General features: G+C 30.7%; 22 protein-coding genes. 20 read left to right on the forward strand and 2 right to left on the reverse strand.

Annotated features, from left to right (window positions below):
• The first annotated feature begins 16 nt into the window (after positions 1 to 16).
• The 7 genes from ERX40_RS02445 (at position 17) to ERX40_RS11535 (ending at position 5,004) form a co-directional block, all read left to right on the forward strand.
• Positions 17 to 208: a hypothetical protein gene (locus ERX40_RS02445; RefSeq protein ID WP_133416911.1), complete on the forward strand. Its 192-nt coding sequence runs from the start codon at positions 17 to 19 to the stop codon at positions 206 to 208.
• 404 nt (positions 209 to 612) lie between these two features.
• Positions 613 to 2,067, forward strand: a complete 1,455-nt coding sequence (locus ERX40_RS02450) for a hypothetical protein (protein WP_133416912.1) — start codon at positions 613 to 615, stop codon at positions 2,065 to 2,067.
• Between the two features lie 171 nt (positions 2,068 to 2,238).
• On the forward strand, positions 2,239 to 2,835 hold the full coding sequence (locus ERX40_RS02455) for a hypothetical protein (protein ID WP_133416913.1): 597 nt from the start codon (positions 2,239 to 2,241) through the stop codon (positions 2,833 to 2,835).
• Positions 2,836 to 2,895: 60 nt separating this feature from the next.
• Positions 2,896 to 4,314 (forward strand): hypothetical protein, encoded by a 1,419-nt coding sequence (locus ERX40_RS02460; RefSeq protein WP_133416914.1) that lies wholly within the window; start codon positions 2,896 to 2,898, stop codon positions 4,312 to 4,314.
• The gene (locus tag ERX40_RS02465; RefSeq protein WP_133416915.1) at positions 4,292 to 4,672 is read left to right on the forward strand and encodes an HNH endonuclease; all 381 of its coding nucleotides are present in this window, start codon (positions 4,292 to 4,294) and stop codon (positions 4,670 to 4,672) included. Before ERX40_RS02460 ends, ERX40_RS02465 begins: the two co-directional genes overlap by 23 nt.
• Before the next feature lie 22 nt (positions 4,673 to 4,694).
• A complete protein-coding gene (locus tag ERX40_RS11175) occupies positions 4,695 to 4,853 on the forward strand; it encodes a hypothetical protein (protein ID WP_165980629.1) in 159 nt (52 codons plus the stop codon).
• Positions 4,854 to 4,869: 16 nt separating this feature from the next.
• Positions 4,870 to 5,004 (forward strand): hypothetical protein, encoded by a 135-nt coding sequence (locus tag ERX40_RS11535; RefSeq protein WP_279487830.1) that lies wholly within the window; start codon positions 4,870 to 4,872, stop codon positions 5,002 to 5,004.
• 63 nt (positions 5,005 to 5,067) lie between these two features.
• Here the strand turns inward: ERX40_RS11535 and ERX40_RS02470 are convergent, their stop codons facing one another.
• Entirely contained in the window at positions 5,068 to 5,715 is a 648-nt protein-coding gene (locus ERX40_RS02470) for a hypothetical protein (protein ID WP_133416916.1), read from the reverse strand.
• Entirely contained in the window at positions 5,716 to 6,138 is a 423-nt protein-coding gene (locus tag ERX40_RS02475; RefSeq protein WP_133416917.1) for a hypothetical protein, read from the reverse strand.
• Positions 6,139 to 6,464: 326 nt separating this feature from the next.
• Here ERX40_RS02475 and ERX40_RS02480 point away from each other — a divergent pair, with 326 nt between their 5' ends.
• From ERX40_RS02480 to ERX40_RS11180, 13 genes are all read left to right on the forward strand, one after another.
• Positions 6,465 to 6,968 (forward strand): P27 family phage terminase small subunit, encoded by a 504-nt coding sequence (locus ERX40_RS02480; protein ID WP_133416918.1) that lies wholly within the window; start codon positions 6,465 to 6,467, stop codon positions 6,966 to 6,968.
• On the forward strand, positions 6,965 to 8,707 hold the full coding sequence (locus ERX40_RS02485; protein ID WP_243712896.1) for a terminase large subunit: 1,743 nt from the start codon (positions 6,965 to 6,967) through the stop codon (positions 8,705 to 8,707). Before ERX40_RS02480 ends, ERX40_RS02485 begins: the two co-directional genes overlap by 4 nt.
• A gap of 348 nt (positions 8,708 to 9,055) precedes the next feature.
• Positions 9,056 to 10,288: a phage portal protein gene (locus tag ERX40_RS02490; protein WP_133416919.1), complete on the forward strand. Its 1,233-nt coding sequence runs from the start codon at positions 9,056 to 9,058 to the stop codon at positions 10,286 to 10,288.
• Positions 10,281 to 10,868: an HK97 family phage prohead protease gene (locus ERX40_RS02495; protein WP_133416920.1), complete on the forward strand. Its 588-nt coding sequence runs from the start codon at positions 10,281 to 10,283 to the stop codon at positions 10,866 to 10,868. Before ERX40_RS02490 ends, ERX40_RS02495 begins: the two co-directional genes overlap by 8 nt.
• Before the next feature lie 36 nt (positions 10,869 to 10,904).
• Entirely contained in the window at positions 10,905 to 12,179 is a 1,275-nt protein-coding gene (locus ERX40_RS02500; RefSeq protein ID WP_133416921.1) for a phage major capsid protein, read from the forward strand.
• A 47-nt stretch (positions 12,180 to 12,226) separates the two neighbouring features.
• Positions 12,227 to 12,451, forward strand: coding sequence for a hypothetical protein (locus ERX40_RS02505; RefSeq protein ID WP_133416922.1), 225 nt, complete (start codon positions 12,227 to 12,229; stop codon positions 12,449 to 12,451).
• Positions 12,452 to 12,453: 2 nt separating this feature from the next.
• Positions 12,454 to 12,765 (forward strand): head-tail connector protein, encoded by a 312-nt coding sequence (locus tag ERX40_RS02510; protein ID WP_133416923.1) that lies wholly within the window; start codon positions 12,454 to 12,456, stop codon positions 12,763 to 12,765.
• Positions 12,755 to 13,081 (forward strand): phage head completion protein, encoded by a 327-nt coding sequence (locus tag ERX40_RS02515; protein ID WP_133416924.1) that lies wholly within the window; start codon positions 12,755 to 12,757, stop codon positions 13,079 to 13,081. Before ERX40_RS02510 ends, ERX40_RS02515 begins: the two co-directional genes overlap by 11 nt.
• Positions 13,082 to 13,083: 2 nt before the next feature.
• Positions 13,084 to 13,479 (forward strand): HK97-gp10 family putative phage morphogenesis protein, encoded by a 396-nt coding sequence (locus tag ERX40_RS02520; protein ID WP_133416925.1) that lies wholly within the window; start codon positions 13,084 to 13,086, stop codon positions 13,477 to 13,479.
• Positions 13,480 to 13,869, forward strand: a complete 390-nt coding sequence (locus ERX40_RS02525) for a DUF3168 domain-containing protein (protein ID WP_133416926.1) — start codon at positions 13,480 to 13,482, stop codon at positions 13,867 to 13,869.
• Positions 13,870 to 13,893: 24 nt separating this feature from the next.
• Complete coding sequence (locus tag ERX40_RS02530; protein ID WP_133416927.1) at positions 13,894 to 14,478, forward strand: major tail protein; 585 nt, start codon at positions 13,894 to 13,896, stop codon at positions 14,476 to 14,478.
• Positions 14,479 to 14,589: 111 nt separating this feature from the next.
• Complete coding sequence (gpG, locus tag ERX40_RS02535) at positions 14,590 to 14,922, forward strand: phage tail assembly chaperone G (RefSeq protein WP_133416928.1); 333 nt, start codon at positions 14,590 to 14,592, stop codon at positions 14,920 to 14,922.
• Between the two features lie 59 nt (positions 14,923 to 14,981).
• A complete protein-coding gene (locus ERX40_RS11180; protein WP_165980631.1) occupies positions 14,982 to 15,134 on the forward strand; it encodes a hypothetical protein in 153 nt (50 codons plus the stop codon).
• The last annotated feature ends 40 nt before the right edge of the window (positions 15,135 to 15,174 follow it).

Here is a 15,174-nt window from a genome sequence, read left to right on the forward strand (position 1 = left end):
ACAGGAGTTGTTCTAAATGAAAAGTAAAAAATATGAAATGACAAATAAAGCATTAGAATCATTTGAGAGAATGAAGCAAGAAATGAATAAAGTAGAAAGTATTTCAAACGAGATGTTAGTTCAACTAGAAGAAATGAGAAGTAGTTTTAAAAGTTCACAAAACTGTCACAAATATGACGTTTATTTAGAGTCAACAAATACATACTAGCAAATTATAAGAATATCGGCACAAGCAAAGCAAAGAACGCTTTGTTGCACCTCTTATTGATTCACAAGTGAGCAAAGGACGCTCATTGTTCATCAAGAAAACAAATAAAAATTTTTCATTGAAACTGACAGCTTGCTGGAAGTTGAAATGCAGAGTTAGTTTGTGAGCGGTCTTTGCGAACAAATCTAACGATATAAGGAAAAAATGATTCCCACCCCTAGTTTACCTAATAATATCTATATTTAAAAAGGTTTTATTAGGTAGAAGGGGGGTGGGAATTAAAACATTAAAATATAAGGAAGATATGCAATAGGGTACGAAGTTGGTTTTATAGTTATATATATATTATTAATAAAGCCAACTTTGTACCCTATTAAAAACATTAAAATATAAGGAGTTTTTATATGACAATTGTAATTATTAAAATCAAACGTAGAGAAGTACTAGTAGATATAGAAAAGGTAAAAGAGTTAGAAGGTCAAAAGGATGTCACTTTTAATGAAATTTGTAGAGTGTTCGATAATCATACATATGAAACGAAAGTAGTATTAAATAAAAAAGTTAATACAAACATCAGAGCTTCTATTTGGACAACTTATTATCAATTTTTTGAGAGTGTTGAAGAGTATAAGAATCCAAAGAATAAAAAGCAGTTATTATATAAAATAGGTAAGTTACATAATCCAGATGGGCAACCGTTGGTTAGAATTGAAAACAAAAATGGACAACCACTCAGCGATTTTACAGCTCACTTAGAAGCATTAGTGTTATTGAGTCTAGAATACAACTTGTTACCCGCTGAAGAAAAAACAATCAACAAATGGGTTGAGCATTTTGGATTAGTTAACGAGAATCAAATTAAGAATTATAATACATTAAAGTACAATGGTAACGAATATACAATTCTTAAAGCTGTAAGAAAAAATGTGGATACAATGATTGAAGTGATTGATTTTGATGGTGAATTAATTAAAAGACAATTATCAGACGATGAAATTTTAGCTAAGGTTAGTGAGATGTTTTACTCAATTGATACAGTAGCAGCAAGATTATCTGGTGTTTTAGATCGTTTAGATAAACATAAGTTGATAGAACATCATAAAGGTTACACATACGCTGTGATTAAAGCTAAGACTGAAAAAAAGAAAAAGTTAACTAAGGAAGAGCAAGAATTAGAACAATACTATAAAGAAGAAAAAGAAAAATGGTTAGCTGATTTGAGTTCTGATGAAAGATATGAAATTGAACAACAAGAGTTGAAGAAAAATAAGAATCAAATATTTAAATTAGATTCAACTGAAAAATCAAACTTAACAGCTTTGAAATTGGACGTTAAAAAAGAAATTGAATTAATGAAAGAACACGAACAAAAAGTTAATAGATTCACAAGTGTTCAATTAACATCCAATAAATTAAAAGTAGAAGGGTTAGTAAATGAAAAAGGTGAAACGAATTATTATGATTATACTTTCGAGACAAGTACTATTAATAGATTCTTCACTAATAAAGAGTTAAACAGATATTTAGACAAGCATAAAGATGTTAAACAAGTTTATGAGCAAGGAGTAGAAGAAGTAGTCAACAAGTATAATGATTTGAGGTTAGAACATCTAGTCAAGTGGTTTGAAAAGAAGTGTTTAAATAATTTGAGTAATATTGAAGAGTTAAAATTTAATGAATCAACAGCATTTGGAAGTCAAGAAGCGATTGAATTATTGAAATTAAATCATGAATTCAACAAGATGAAGATCATAAAATTGCAAGAAGAATACTTAGAATTCGGTAAAAGATTAGCAGAAGTAATGTTGCTTGATAAGTATCGAGTTAGCGTTAATATAAATAAAATAGCTACAAATTAATCTATACATACTGAGCAGATTATAAAACGTCTGCTTATAATTTTTTGAGTATAACTTATAAAGAACATCATACTTACGCCATTATTATTTAATACTATTATAACATTAGACACATGATTTATCAATTATTAAGTACAAATATAAAAATAAATTTAAGGACGGTAATTAATTATGAAAAACAATACAGAAATCAAATCACAAGCACAGAAAGAATTAGAAATGTTAGTAAGCAGAAATGAAGCAACTATCTATCATCGAGCAAAGATGACTGATATTTATATCACAATGTATGGAGCTGTATATAGTCATCATCGAGGTACAGGAAGAGTAAAGAAACGAGCATTAACGCTGCATAAAAAGTCAGGATATTACAGAATTACGATTGATAACAAGCCGATTGAAATTCACCGCATGGTTGCTGAGAAGTTCGTACTTAATACAAATCCTGAAAAATTTAATGTGGTCGATCATATTAGTGCTAACTATGCTGAAACATCTGAAGAAGCTTTTGAATGTAGAAAAAATAATGATTACAGAAATTTACGCTGGACAGACGCCACAGGGAACATGAAATTTGCACATGAGAATGGACTGACAGATAAGCTTGTGAACATTAATAGATTATTAACAATTGAGCAAGCATTAGAAGTTAGAGCTAAATATGCGACAGGAGATTATACTCAAGCAGAGTTAGCAAAAGAATATGGTGTACGCAGTAATGTGATGAGTAATCTTTTGAATAACAAAACATACCAAAATATAGGTTGATTTAATAATACTAAATTAAATACTTAAAAATAAAAAATAAAATATAAGGACGGAATAACATTGAATACAAATCATAAAAATATTGAAGAATTAGTTGAATATCATTTTGAAATAGTGAAGAAACCTTTCAAAGCTGGCAAGACAGGGGAAGAATCAGTAGCTGGTGTACTGGAGCTGAAAGGTGAAAAATTATTAAAAGAAGATAGAAATAGCAAAGATAGAAGAGCAAGTTTAGCTAAGTTTTATTTAAAGTTAAAAAAGAAGTATGCTTTTAAGATGGACTATCCAGAAGACTTCATTCAAGTATTTAGTATGCTGTTTGTTGAAGCATGTTATCAACTTGATAAGCTAGAAGCATTAGATGAGCTATTAGCTGATGATATATTGTATAACACGAGAATGAAGTATATTAGAGATCACATTGAACGTTATGTGATTGTTGAAGTCAATCCTCATGCTAAGAGAGTTATGATTGGTACTGATGATAATAATAAAGCAATAGTTAAAACGATTGAAATAGAGTACGCTAGTGTTAATAGTTTAGTACAGAATGAAGAAGGTCATAAGAGTGAGCTAGTTGATAGTTTGAACGAAGAGAATCAATTATTTAAAAGTGGAAGACAAGCTACATACAATCATTTTCTTCAGTACTTTTTAGAGAATAAAGAAGATGTACTGACTCAGAAACAATTAGATAAGTATGATAGCTTGAAGAATATTTACACACCACTTTACGATAATAGTAATCAAAGTAGAGCAGAAAAAGCTGAAATGTATGAGCAAGCTGATATTAGTAAATCTGACTTCAATAAATTCAAGAATAATGTAAAAAGACGTGTCACTAAAAAGTATGAAGAAGAATTTGGTACTAATAACAAATGTGGATTTAATACAAAGAATAGAGAGACTACGAGAAGTATATTTGAAGAGTATATTCGATTAGCAGATGATACAGAATGGACTTCAGCAAATGAAAGACAGGTTGCTATGAGTCGATATGTTACTCAATATTATGATAGCAGAGAAGAGTTTGAAGTCGTTATTACTGCTAATCTTAGCTTAGATGAGAAAAAGGAAGTAGTAAGAGCTGTAAAAGGTAAAGACTTATTGAGTCATCGTGTTATCAGACTGATTAAAAGTAATATAGTTGAACATTTAGAAGCATTTAAGGATATGGAGATTACACCAGCTAAACAAATTTGGGAAGGTTATACTGAATCAACATATGCTGGACTGAAAGATAGTAATGCTAAAGCGTTCAATCTGAATACGCATGGAGAACTGATTGCAAAAGAATCGGAAGATAAGAAGTTAATGAGAGAACAGAAAGCTAAATATATGGAAGACAGCAAAGGCAGTGAGTGTAAAACTTACTGTCTTCTTTGTTATCAAGAAAAAGGTGAGCTGAATCTGAAGGTTGATAAAGTATGTACAGTATGTAATAGGAGCGTTAAAAATGGCATTATACAAGAAATGTAGTAAAGCTGGATGTAGAGAGTATATAGAGAAGCATTTAGATTATTGTAGTAATCATCAAAATGATAAGACAAGTGACATATATAATCGTGACAGATATAAATATAACAAGGAATATGTAAATTTTTATTCAAGTAGTCAATGGAGAAAGTTAAGGAAACGAGCATTGATTAGAGATGATTATTGTTGCGTTAGTTGTAAACGACAAGGGATTATTCAAGTTGGTGAGGTAGCCGATCATATTCTTCCGACCGAATTTTTCTGGGATAAAAGGTTGGACATTAATAATATCCAGATTCTTTGTAAAGCTTGTCATAATGTTAAGACACGAGAAGATGAGAAAAAATATAAAAAGAAATAACCTACTAATTTATTTGAAGTAGGTGAACAAGTTGCAAGAATTAAATAAAGAACAGATACAACGCATTAAACATTTGATAGAAGAGCTACATAGTGATGAAGCTATATCAGATGAAGAGTATGATGAACTGTTTGAATATTACAAGAAAGAAATGCTGAATGGATATTTGGATCAGTATTAATAAGGAGAATGATTAGATGAAATATAATATTGAAGAGTTGAGTAAAGAATATGATAAAGCAGTTGCTAATGATTATGTGATTGATACAAGTGAAGGATTACTATTAAGAGTAGTGTTAGATGATAGAGTATATTTAGTAGATAGAGTTTAAGGATAGAGTGAGCAAGATGAAAACTTATGCTGATTATTTAGCAAAATAAAAAAGAGCTAATTGTTAGCTCTCGATAATTTTAGTAATTGGTTTTGGTAAACTGTGATTATCTATAGGTTCATCTAATATTTCATCAACACTAAATGTGTAATTAAATTCTTTTATCTTTGATGAAGTAACTTTGAAATGTAATGTAACTTTATCTTCAAGAACGTTAAATAGTGGATTTTTAAATAACGGATCAATAGGAACAGCGACTGATAAGGTGTTTTTAGAGTTTGCCTTGACTATAAAAACTTTTTCAAATTTGTTATCTTTATACAAGGTTGTATATGGTTTTGTATAAATTTCATTATATGAATAAGCATAATCATCATAAAAAGCTGATCTTGAAACTTGAGAAAGTGTTTTATCATTTATTTTTAAATCAATATCTGAAAGTGTTAAGTCAGTGCTAGAAGTATTATGAATATCAAACTCTGAAATGAAAAATATTCCATATGTAGATGAAAGATCTGGTAGAGTATTTTTTATTCCGAAAACTTCTTTTGTTAAATATGGTTTATTTTTAATTATAACTATTAATTTCTTTTGCTCGTTTTTTAATTTTAAAAGATATTTAATGAGTCCGACTATACCTGTAACTATTAGTGGAATTATTATTCCTAATAAAGAGAGCCAATCAGATATAGTGAAGTTAGAAAAGAACATTTAATCATCTGCTTTCTCTTTTGATTTTGAGTTAACTAAATTCAAAAAACGAGTAATTAATTGTAAGTACATGAAACTTCCAAACATTAACCACATTAATATAATAAAGAGTTTTTTGAAATTGATATCTAAACCTAAATTAAAGAATGAATATATTATAGATGCAAGTATAATCAGAACATTTATAAGTTTAATATCATTTTGTTCTTTAAGGATAATTTCATTAGATAATCTAAATCTAAACGAAAGAAAAGAATATAAATTATCAGCAGCATAAGTAACTATTAGTGGAATAGCAAAGATTGCAAAAGAGTTAATAGCTTTAACTTCAAACGAAATCGTAAGTACTATATAGCTAAGAGCTTGTACAAAAGCAGTGATAAGGAATGGAATGGTAAAGCCATTTAAATGTTTAATATTCATGTATGCTCCAAATAATGTTATTAATTAATTATATAACAAATAACACTATAAATGTATATATCAATTAGAGAAGCGAACAAACGTTTCTCTTTTTTATTATGAGAAAATTAAAATTAAAAATTTATTTGTAAATAATTGTAAAAATAAATAATAATTTGTTTCACATGAAACCCCCCGATGAGTTTTAGCCTTAATATATTTTGAATGGATTTGACGATGCCCCGTCTTCTTTTTCAAATGTCCCTATATAAAACGAAATTTCAATTATTGCCAACAATTACCATATTATTCCCAAAATATTATAAAACGAAAGGAGTCCTATTTACATGACAGCAGGACGTAAAGCACAACCACTATCAAATACTTCAAAGAACTGGACTAAAGCAGAAATAGAAGCGAAAGAAGCGGCAGAGAAAAAGTTAGATTCATTTGAATCACTATCTGCTACACCTCCTTCTTCACTCACAAAAGAAGGCAAAAAAGAATATAAAAGAGTCTATAAATTACTCGAAACATTACCACTATCAAATTTGGATCAACAGGTATTTGTACAATATTGTGACTTGGTAGCGACATCACAGCAACTTAAATATGAGATTAATCTATTGCAGACAGAAGTAACTGAATCACTTGAATCTAAGAATTTGAATATTGCATTAGATAAACAGTTAACCACCAAACGGAATCAGCTATCAAACTATTATAAAGAGATTAAATCACATGCTTCACTCATAGGCTTAACAATGGAATCAAGAATGAGACTTGTACCTGATAAAGCAGTTGATGACGAAGATGAATTCTTGAAAGCATTTGGAAGTGATGATGTTTGATTAAATATGATATAGATGAATTGATTAAAACTGATAAAGCTACATTATATGCTTATAAAGTCGTTAGCGGTGAGATACTAGCTAGTAAGAAGAATATAGCTAGCTGTAAGCGACACTTAAATGATTTAGAGAATGGTATTGAAGGCTATGAGTATAGACAAGACTTAGCAGATAAAGTAGCACGTTATTTAGGTACACTACCAGATATTAAAAGTGGTGTACCTTTACCTTTGCTACTATTTCAATATTTTGTGTATGGGTCACTATATGGCTGGGTACACGAAGGTACAAACATGAGAAGATTCACTAAAGCATATATAAGCACAGCAAGGAAACAATCGAAAAGTATGACTTCAGCAGGCATAGCACAATATGAAATGTTATTTGGTACATCACCTGAGCGACAGCGTGAAATATACATAAGTAGTAATGCTTATAAGCAATCGAGAATTATATTTGAAATGGCTACCAGTCAGATTAATCTATTGAAGAAATCAAGTAAGTATCTAGCTAAGAATATTAAGACGTTAGATAAAGAAATTAAATATCTCAAGGATGAATCAATCATCAAAGCTCTCACAAATTCGCCAGACAGTGCAGATGGTACTAATCCATCTTGTATTATTCTTGATGAGTTTGGTGAAATGAAAGATACAGTTATGTATGAACGATTGAAAACAGGTATGAGTCAACAGTCTAATCCATTGACATTGATTGTTTCCACTGCTGGATCAAACCTCAATAATCCTATGTATGCAGAAGAATATCAATATATCACTAAGCTATTAAACGGTGAAATACAAGATGATAACTATTTTGTATATTGTGCTGAATTAGATAATGAACGTGAGATGGAAGATGAGAGTAAATGGATTAAAGCTATGCCATTACTTGAATCTGAATCAAAGCGTGATATTATTCTTAGGAATATCAAGACAGATATTAAAGAGCAACGTGAAAAAGGTAAGATGACTGCTATCAAGATTAAAAACTTTAATCTATGGCAGAACAATTCTGATTTAGATGATGCATTTGTAAGTATTAAGAAGTGGGAACAGAATGTAATAAACAAGCCTGATATTACAGGAACAGATACATGGATTGGTGTAGATTTGAGTAGATTACATGATATATCAGCAGTAAGTATGGCTCATGCTATTGATAATAATAAGGTTTGGGTAGATACTCATGGATTCTTTGGGTATGAAGGATCAATAGAGTTGAAAAGTACTAGAGATAAGATTGATTATAATAAACTGATTGATTTAGGTTATGGTACATTAACTAACTCAGATTCAGGTGTAATTGACTATCAACAGATTACAGACTTCATTATCAAATATGCTACTGATAATCAGTTAAATATTAAAGGTGTCTTCTATGATAGAAACTTAGCTAATGAATGGATTACAGATATGAATAAACGTTGTCCTCATTTTAAGTTAATTGAAGTAGCACAGAGTATGATGGGACTGTCTGAAACGATTAAACAGTTTAGATATGATGTATTACAATCTAAAGTCGTTCATAGCAATAATGAGCTACTTAATATAGCTGTAAGAAACGCTGTAATCAAGACAGTGAATGATAATATATTAATAAATAAGACTAAGGCACGTAATAAGATTGATTCTATTGTAGCGTTGATGAACGCTTATACTGAAGCACAATATTATAAATCTCCTAAACAATCGTTATCAGAAAAAATTAAGAATGGAAGAGGTATTCAAATACTATGACAACATTTAATACAATTAAATCAATAGTTCAATTGATATGGTTTCAGACGGTTAGCATAGTAAATATGTTAATCGTTTTTTTATTGATTGATTTTAGGCACGTAACACTATTTTTACTAGGCTCACTACTGTTATTTGGAGCATTATCAACGTTTGGAATACAAATATTTATTTTAGGCAGTGGATTATATCTAATTTTACTAGCATTTCTAGTGAAAAATTAGTACTAGGTACTAATAGTAAGTAATAAAATAGAATATTTGTAAATATATAGTATAGAAAAGAGATGGATGACTGTCTCTTTTTTTGTCTTTTTTAGGCTTTCAATAATGAAGGAAGGAGGCAAACATGAGTTTTTTCAAGAGAAATATTACAGTTGAGCAACCATTTATTCCTGATTCGACAGAGCATGTAGTTAATATGCTTAATTTAGCATCTGTTAATGACTGGAATGACACATATTTTAGCGGATTAGATGTATTAACTAATGCTGATGTAATGAGTGCAGTTAATATGATTGCATCTGATGTAGCCGGACTTAGACTAACTAGTAAAGATATTGAAGCAGATAAAGACTTGCTTAAACTATTGAATGTAAGACCTAATGCGACTATGACAGCTTACAATTTAAAATTTGCTATTATATTGAATTTGATTATTTACGGTAACAGTTATGTAGAAATTGTTAGGAATGAAGCAGGTAGAGCGATTGAGCTTTACTTTATTCGGAATAGCGATGTAACAATCAAGAAGATGAGAGATAGCTTTAGAGTCAAAGAGATTATTTATGAAGTGAAAAGCTTAGATAGTAAATCAATCAAAAAAGTTAAATCAAACGACATGCTTCATTATAAGTTGATGAGTACCGATGGAATCGTAGGACAGTCATTATTAAAAGCATTACAGAATGAGTTAAGCGTCAGTAAGAATAGTAAACAATTTTTAGATTCATTTTTCAGACATGGTACACATTCTGGTGGCATGATTAAGACAGATGAAGATTTATCTCCTGAAGATGTGAAGATTCTTCAAGATCAGTTTCAACAAGTTAATGCTGGTATGAGTAATGCTAACAAAGTAATGATACTACCAAATGGCTTAGATTATGATGCTATTAAAGTTGATACAGAGCTTATCAAGATGATTAACAGCAACAATAGTTCTAAAGCAACAATTGCTTCAGTGCTAGGGATTCCACTGCACAAGATGGGATTATCTACTAGCAATATGGACTTAGCACAATTAAATCAAGATTATCTAATTAGTACATTAAAAGCTTATTTAGATATTATTCTGTCTGAATTATACAAACTGGATGAACAGATTGAAGTAGAGTTTGATTTTAATACAGATGATTATACCAATATTGATACTAAGCAGCTTCATGAGAATTTGAAGATTGAACGTGAACTAGGCTTCATTAATGTTGATGAAGGTAGAGCAAGACTTGGACTTAAACCACTTGGTAATGAAATTGGTACTCAATATATTACTAATCTAAATTATGTAGACAGTGAAATTGCTAATGAGTATCAGCTAAATAAAGCTACCTCTAAAGGTGGTGAAATGACTAATGAGTAAAGAAATTAGAACACTTGGTACAGGACTAGAAGTTAGAAAGCTAGAAGATGTAAATGAGATGATCGTTGAAGGCTATGCTTTAAGATTTAACACTTGGAGCGAGGATTTAGGACGATTTATTGAAACGATTACACCTGAAGCTTTGAAGAATACTGAATTAGATGATGTACGCTTACTTTTCAATCATGATTGGTCAAACGTATTAGGCAGACAATCAGCACAGACATTAGACCTAGAAGTAGATGAAGTAGGACTTAGATTTAAAGCTAAATTACCTAACACTACTTTAGGACGTGATGTATATGAGCAGATTAAAGCTAATAATATCAATCAATGTAGTTTTGAATTTACATTAGCTGAAAATGGCGAAGAGATGAGATATGACAGCAAGGATAGTATATACAAACGTACTATTAAAGCTATCAAACGTATCAGAGAAATCAGTATTGTTTCACTTCCAGCATATAAATCAAGTGATGTAAGTATTGCACTTAGAAGTTTAGAAGAGACAAAGCAGAAGAGACAACTAGATTTAGTTCAAGTAGAACTAGATTTATTAAATTTAAAGAATCATAAGTAATACTTTATTTAATAGTATTACAGAAAGGATTGAATTATGACGCAAGAAGAAATCAAACAAGCAATCGAAGCTAAACAAGCTGAATTAGAAGCTAAGACTGCTGAAGTTGAACAAGCTGTAGCAGATGAAAATGTAGAGTTATCTCAGTCTTTAATGAATGAAGCTAAAGCTATTCAAGCTGAGATTGATGAATTGAAAGCACAAATTGAAGTTGAAACTAAAAATGAATCTAATAACTTTGTTGCTAATGAAGAACGATCTGAAGTAGAAGCTGATTCAACAACAGTAGAAGCTACAGATGTTAAACCAGAAGATGAGGTTGTTGAAGAAGCGGCCGACAACAAAGATGTAATTATTGCAGATTTAGAAGCTCAAATTGAAGAGCTTAAAAATAAAAATACTCAAAATGAGAACGGAGAAAAAAGATCAATGACAAACTTAGTAGAAGAAGTAGTTTTAGATAATCAATCAGAAGTACGTGATGCGTTTACTCACTATATTCAAACAGGTGAAAAACGTGTTGGACTTACAACAGAATCAGGTGCAGTAGTTGTACCAACTGAAGTAGCTAAAGAAGTTGTAGATTATACAAATGATGTGACAGCACTTGCTAACTTAGTACAAGTTAAGAAAGTTTCAAATGGTCAAGGTGAAATTGCTTTCTTTGATGGGACAGCAGTACCAGCTCTACCAGCAGTTGCAGAATTAGAACAAAACCCAATGCTTGGTATTCAACCAATCAAAAAGAAACAATTTAAAGTTGAAACATATCGTGGTTACTTCCCAGTCTCTAAAGAAGCTATTGAAGATGGTATTGGTGCTATCGAATTAGTTAAGTCATTACTTAATGAATCAGTAGTAGCTACTCAAAATAAATTGATTCTTGATATTATGAACGCTAAGGAAGCAGTATCAGTAACAGATGCGGACGGACTTAAAAAGATTCTTAATGTCGATTTAGCTCCTAAATATCGTAAACATTTAGTAGTATCACAATCAGCTTACAACAATCTTGATACACTTAAAGATGGTAATGGTCGTTACTTACTTCAAGATTCAATTACAGCTCAGTCAGGTAAACAATTATTTGGTATGCAGGTAACCGTAGTAGAAGATGCAATCATCGGTGAGAATACTATGTATGTTGGAGATTTGGCAGCAGCAGTAGGTTTAGTAGATCGTTCACGCTATGAAGCTCAATGGACAAGCTACATGCAGTTTGCAGAATGTTTAATGGTAGCAGTACGCTTAGATGCGATTGAACTGAATCCTAAAGCAGCGGTAAAAGTTACATTTGCTCCAACTGTATAAAGTAATACTTTAGTATTAAATATAATTGAATAGGAGTTGGATAGTACATGGCTAAAGTTAAGATTAATGTACTTCAAAATTTCAATGGTAAAAAAGAGAACATGTTGTTTGAAAAAGATAAACAATATGATATGGATCAAGCTAGGGTCAATGAGATTCTAGCTTTTTCTAAATCTCTCATTGAAGTTATTGAAGACAATAAAGAAGATAAACCAGTACGTAAACCTAGAGCTAAAAAGGTAGTTAAAGAAACAGCTAAAGATGGTGAATAAGTATGAACTTAGACACTATCAAGAAGCACATGAAAGTTACATTTGATTTTGATGACGAGATTATTAATGAATATTTAAAGTGGGCTGAAGCTGAGATTAAAGACAGTGTATCAACTGATCCTAAGAGAGATGAATCATTCTTTTATGATAATTCTATTTATGATAGAGCAGTGGTACTCCTAGTGACTCATTTCTATGAGAATAGAAAAGCGATTACTGATAAACCTCAATTTAATCTTATTTATGGCGTTAAGAGTGCTGTATTAAAGCTTAGATTAGCATATCAAAGAGAGATGAATACTAATGAAGTTTGATTTAAATAGAATGAATCAGCTTATTCGTATAGTAGAAACAACTACTAAGAATGTCGGTGGACGTGCTACTAAAGAAGAGACAACACTTTATACGTTATATGCTTTTTTTGATACAGTTTGGGCGAAGGATTATCAGACAGCAGTATCTAATAATACTCAATATCAAATCAGAATTGTAACACGTCAAGTACCTACTGAAATTGATACGAACAAGTGTTCTATTATTCATGATGATAAGCAGTATAAGATTAAGCAGATTATGCCTGATTTTCAGGATTCAGCGTATATGACTATTATTGCTGAAAAGATTGGTTAATTATGGCTAATAGATCAGGTGTAGAAGTAAATGGTACTGATGAGATACTACAAAAGATTGAGCTACTAGGGTTAAATGTTAAAAAGGTTACAGCACAAGCATTAAAGAATGGTGCTGAAATAGTTGTTGAAGAATTGGAAAAACAATCACCTTATGATTCTGAAGGTAACATACACATGAAAGAGCATGTTGTAATGTCTAGTGTTAAAACAGATAAAGAGACAGATGCTAAGTATATTACAGTTGGATATCCAAAAGGGATTAAGCATAGGGTACACGTTGTTGAATTTGGAACAATTAATCAATCACCTCAGCATTTTATGAAAGATACAATTGAAATTACTAAAGATAAAGTTAAAGACGAGATAATGAAGACATTGAAAGGGGCACTGAAGTAAATGAGTGAAATCTTTACTAGAGATATATTAAATGAAGTTTATGAAGCATTAGTAAATGATGAACGGTTCAATGCTTTAGTACCAACTGAAAATGTTTGGACTACTTTCATTCCTGAAGGTGAAAGAAGTAAATCACCAGTAGTAAGAATCAATCAGATTGACTGGAGACCTTCAGAATATTCATCTGATAAGCAGATACAATATCAATGTGAATTCCAGATTGATGTATGGATGAAACAGGAAGATGGCAGTCCTTTTATTATTGGTCAAACGATACAACAGATAATGGCTGAGAACTTATTACAGCAAACTACACCAGCATTTGACTATGATCCTGATACAGAGATGTTAAGGGATGGTAGAAGATACGCTGGTTATATAAATTTTTAATTAAAACTAAAGGAGCAATTTATAATGGCAACTACAAATACAGTAAAATTACCAACAGGGGTACGTGCATTACGTTTAGCTAAAATTACAGCAGATAATCGTGATACTTTAACAGTTGGTACAGTAATTGATTCGGCACAAGATGCTTTGCAGAAATTCAGTATTCAACCTGAATCTAGCTCAGAGCGAGTATATGCTTCAAATAAAACAATCGCTACAATCAATTCTAAAAATGGTGGTAAGTGTTCAATTGAATTGGCTTATCTTCCGAAAGATTTAGAAAAAGAATTGCAAGGTGTAACGGTTGGTGAAGATGGTATTTTAGTTTTCACTGAAGAAGATCGTACTTATGACTTTGCAGTTTCAGCAGAAATTACTTATGAAGATGGCACATATGCTTTAGTCGGTTTAGGTAAAGTTAACTTCCAATTAGTAGATGAAGATGCTGACACTAAAGAAGATAAAGCTAAACCTCAGTCCATTAAACTTGAAGGTGAAATTCTTTCACGTATTAATGATAATTTCTACAAACTTAAATCTTATTCAGATGATGCTGGATTTGATAAAGCTAAGTTTGATACTAAATTATTTAAAGCAGCGACAGTTTAATAACACATGAAGAGTAGAGGGTTAGTAGCCTTTACTCTTTTTATTTTATATTATTCAACGATTATTCAGACACGTAACAACAAATATTATTCAGATAGGATTGAATTTAAAATGGCAAAAACAATTAAATTATATACAGACTTAGAGAACGGTAAAACTAAAGAATATAAAGCGAAGAAATTAAGCTCATTATATATCATGCAAGCTATGCGTCTAGGTGCTAAGTTAGAAAAAGCTGGTGAAGACTTTGATATTTCTATGATTGAAGATTTATTAGATTTAATTGTAGATGTATATAACGAACAGTTCACTAAAGATGAATTACTAGCTGGTATTGCTTCAGAAGATTTTATGACAGTATTAGAACAACAATTAGTTATGATCGCTTCTCCTGAAGTTGATAGTGCGGAAACTAAAGATTTTTTAGCGAAGAAGGAGAACTAAGTAATACTTCATTCTCCTTTGTTCAACAATATGAATATCTTCTTGAATTCTATGATTTCATGTTAAGCAGAGAAGACGGTAAACATTACAAAAAGAATGAGTTAGATGAGCTTAATATCTTTGAACTGATGGAGCATGAATACAGAATCATAGCTAGAAAAGAAAAAGAAGAGAAGCAAAAAGAATTGAATCAATTGGAGGGATGGTTTTAGTTAACCGTTTCTCCAATTTTTTTTGATTTTTCATATATAG

Origin of the sequence: Macrococcus carouselicus (assembly GCF_004359515.1) — a bacterium.
Classification (GTDB): domain Bacteria; phylum Bacillota; class Bacilli; order Staphylococcales; family Staphylococcaceae; genus Macrococcus; species Macrococcus carouselicus.

Excerpts from the sequence above, each read along its gene's own strand:
- gpG (WP_133416928.1), top strand. The coding sequence starts at position 14,590 with ATGGCAAAAACAATTAAATTATATACAGACTTAGAGAACGGTAAAACT.
- ERX40_RS02475 (WP_133416917.1), bottom strand. The coding sequence starts at position 6,138 with ATGAATATTAAACATTTAAATGGCTTTACCATTCCATTCCTTATCACT.
- ERX40_RS02515 (WP_133416924.1), top strand. The coding sequence starts at position 12,755 with ATGAAGTTTGATTTAAATAGAATGAATCAGCTTATTCGTATAGTAGAA.
- ERX40_RS02450 (WP_133416912.1), top strand. The coding sequence starts at position 613 with ATGACAATTGTAATTATTAAAATCAAACGTAGAGAAGTACTAGTAGAT.
- ERX40_RS11180 (WP_165980631.1), top strand. The coding sequence starts at position 14,982 with ATGTTAAGCAGAGAAGACGGTAAACATTACAAAAAGAATGAGTTAGAT.
- ERX40_RS02525 (WP_133416926.1), top strand. The coding sequence starts at position 13,480 with ATGAGTGAAATCTTTACTAGAGATATATTAAATGAAGTTTATGAAGCA.
- ERX40_RS02505 (WP_133416922.1), top strand. The coding sequence starts at position 12,227 with ATGGCTAAAGTTAAGATTAATGTACTTCAAAATTTCAATGGTAAAAAA.
- ERX40_RS02490 (WP_133416919.1), top strand. The coding sequence starts at position 9,056 with ATGAGTTTTTTCAAGAGAAATATTACAGTTGAGCAACCATTTATTCCT.
- ERX40_RS02500 (WP_133416921.1), top strand. The coding sequence starts at position 10,905 with ATGACGCAAGAAGAAATCAAACAAGCAATCGAAGCTAAACAAGCTGAA.
- ERX40_RS02530 (WP_133416927.1), top strand. The coding sequence starts at position 13,894 with ATGGCAACTACAAATACAGTAAAATTACCAACAGGGGTACGTGCATTA.
- ERX40_RS02495 (WP_133416920.1), top strand. The coding sequence starts at position 10,281 with ATGAGTAAAGAAATTAGAACACTTGGTACAGGACTAGAAGTTAGAAAG.
- ERX40_RS02445 (WP_133416911.1), top strand. The coding sequence starts at position 17 with ATGAAAAGTAAAAAATATGAAATGACAAATAAAGCATTAGAATCATTT.
- ERX40_RS02510 (WP_133416923.1), top strand. The coding sequence starts at position 12,454 with ATGAACTTAGACACTATCAAGAAGCACATGAAAGTTACATTTGATTTT.
- ERX40_RS11535 (WP_279487830.1), top strand. The coding sequence starts at position 4,870 with ATGAAATATAATATTGAAGAGTTGAGTAAAGAATATGATAAAGCAGTT.
- ERX40_RS02470 (WP_133416916.1), bottom strand. The coding sequence starts at position 5,715 with ATGTTCTTTTCTAACTTCACTATATCTGATTGGCTCTCTTTATTAGGA.
- ERX40_RS02520 (WP_133416925.1), top strand. The coding sequence starts at position 13,084 with ATGGCTAATAGATCAGGTGTAGAAGTAAATGGTACTGATGAGATACTA.
- ERX40_RS02455 (WP_133416913.1), top strand. The coding sequence starts at position 2,239 with ATGAAAAACAATACAGAAATCAAATCACAAGCACAGAAAGAATTAGAA.
- ERX40_RS02480 (WP_133416918.1), top strand. The coding sequence starts at position 6,465 with ATGACAGCAGGACGTAAAGCACAACCACTATCAAATACTTCAAAGAAC.
- ERX40_RS02465 (WP_133416915.1), top strand. The coding sequence starts at position 4,292 with ATGGCATTATACAAGAAATGTAGTAAAGCTGGATGTAGAGAGTATATA.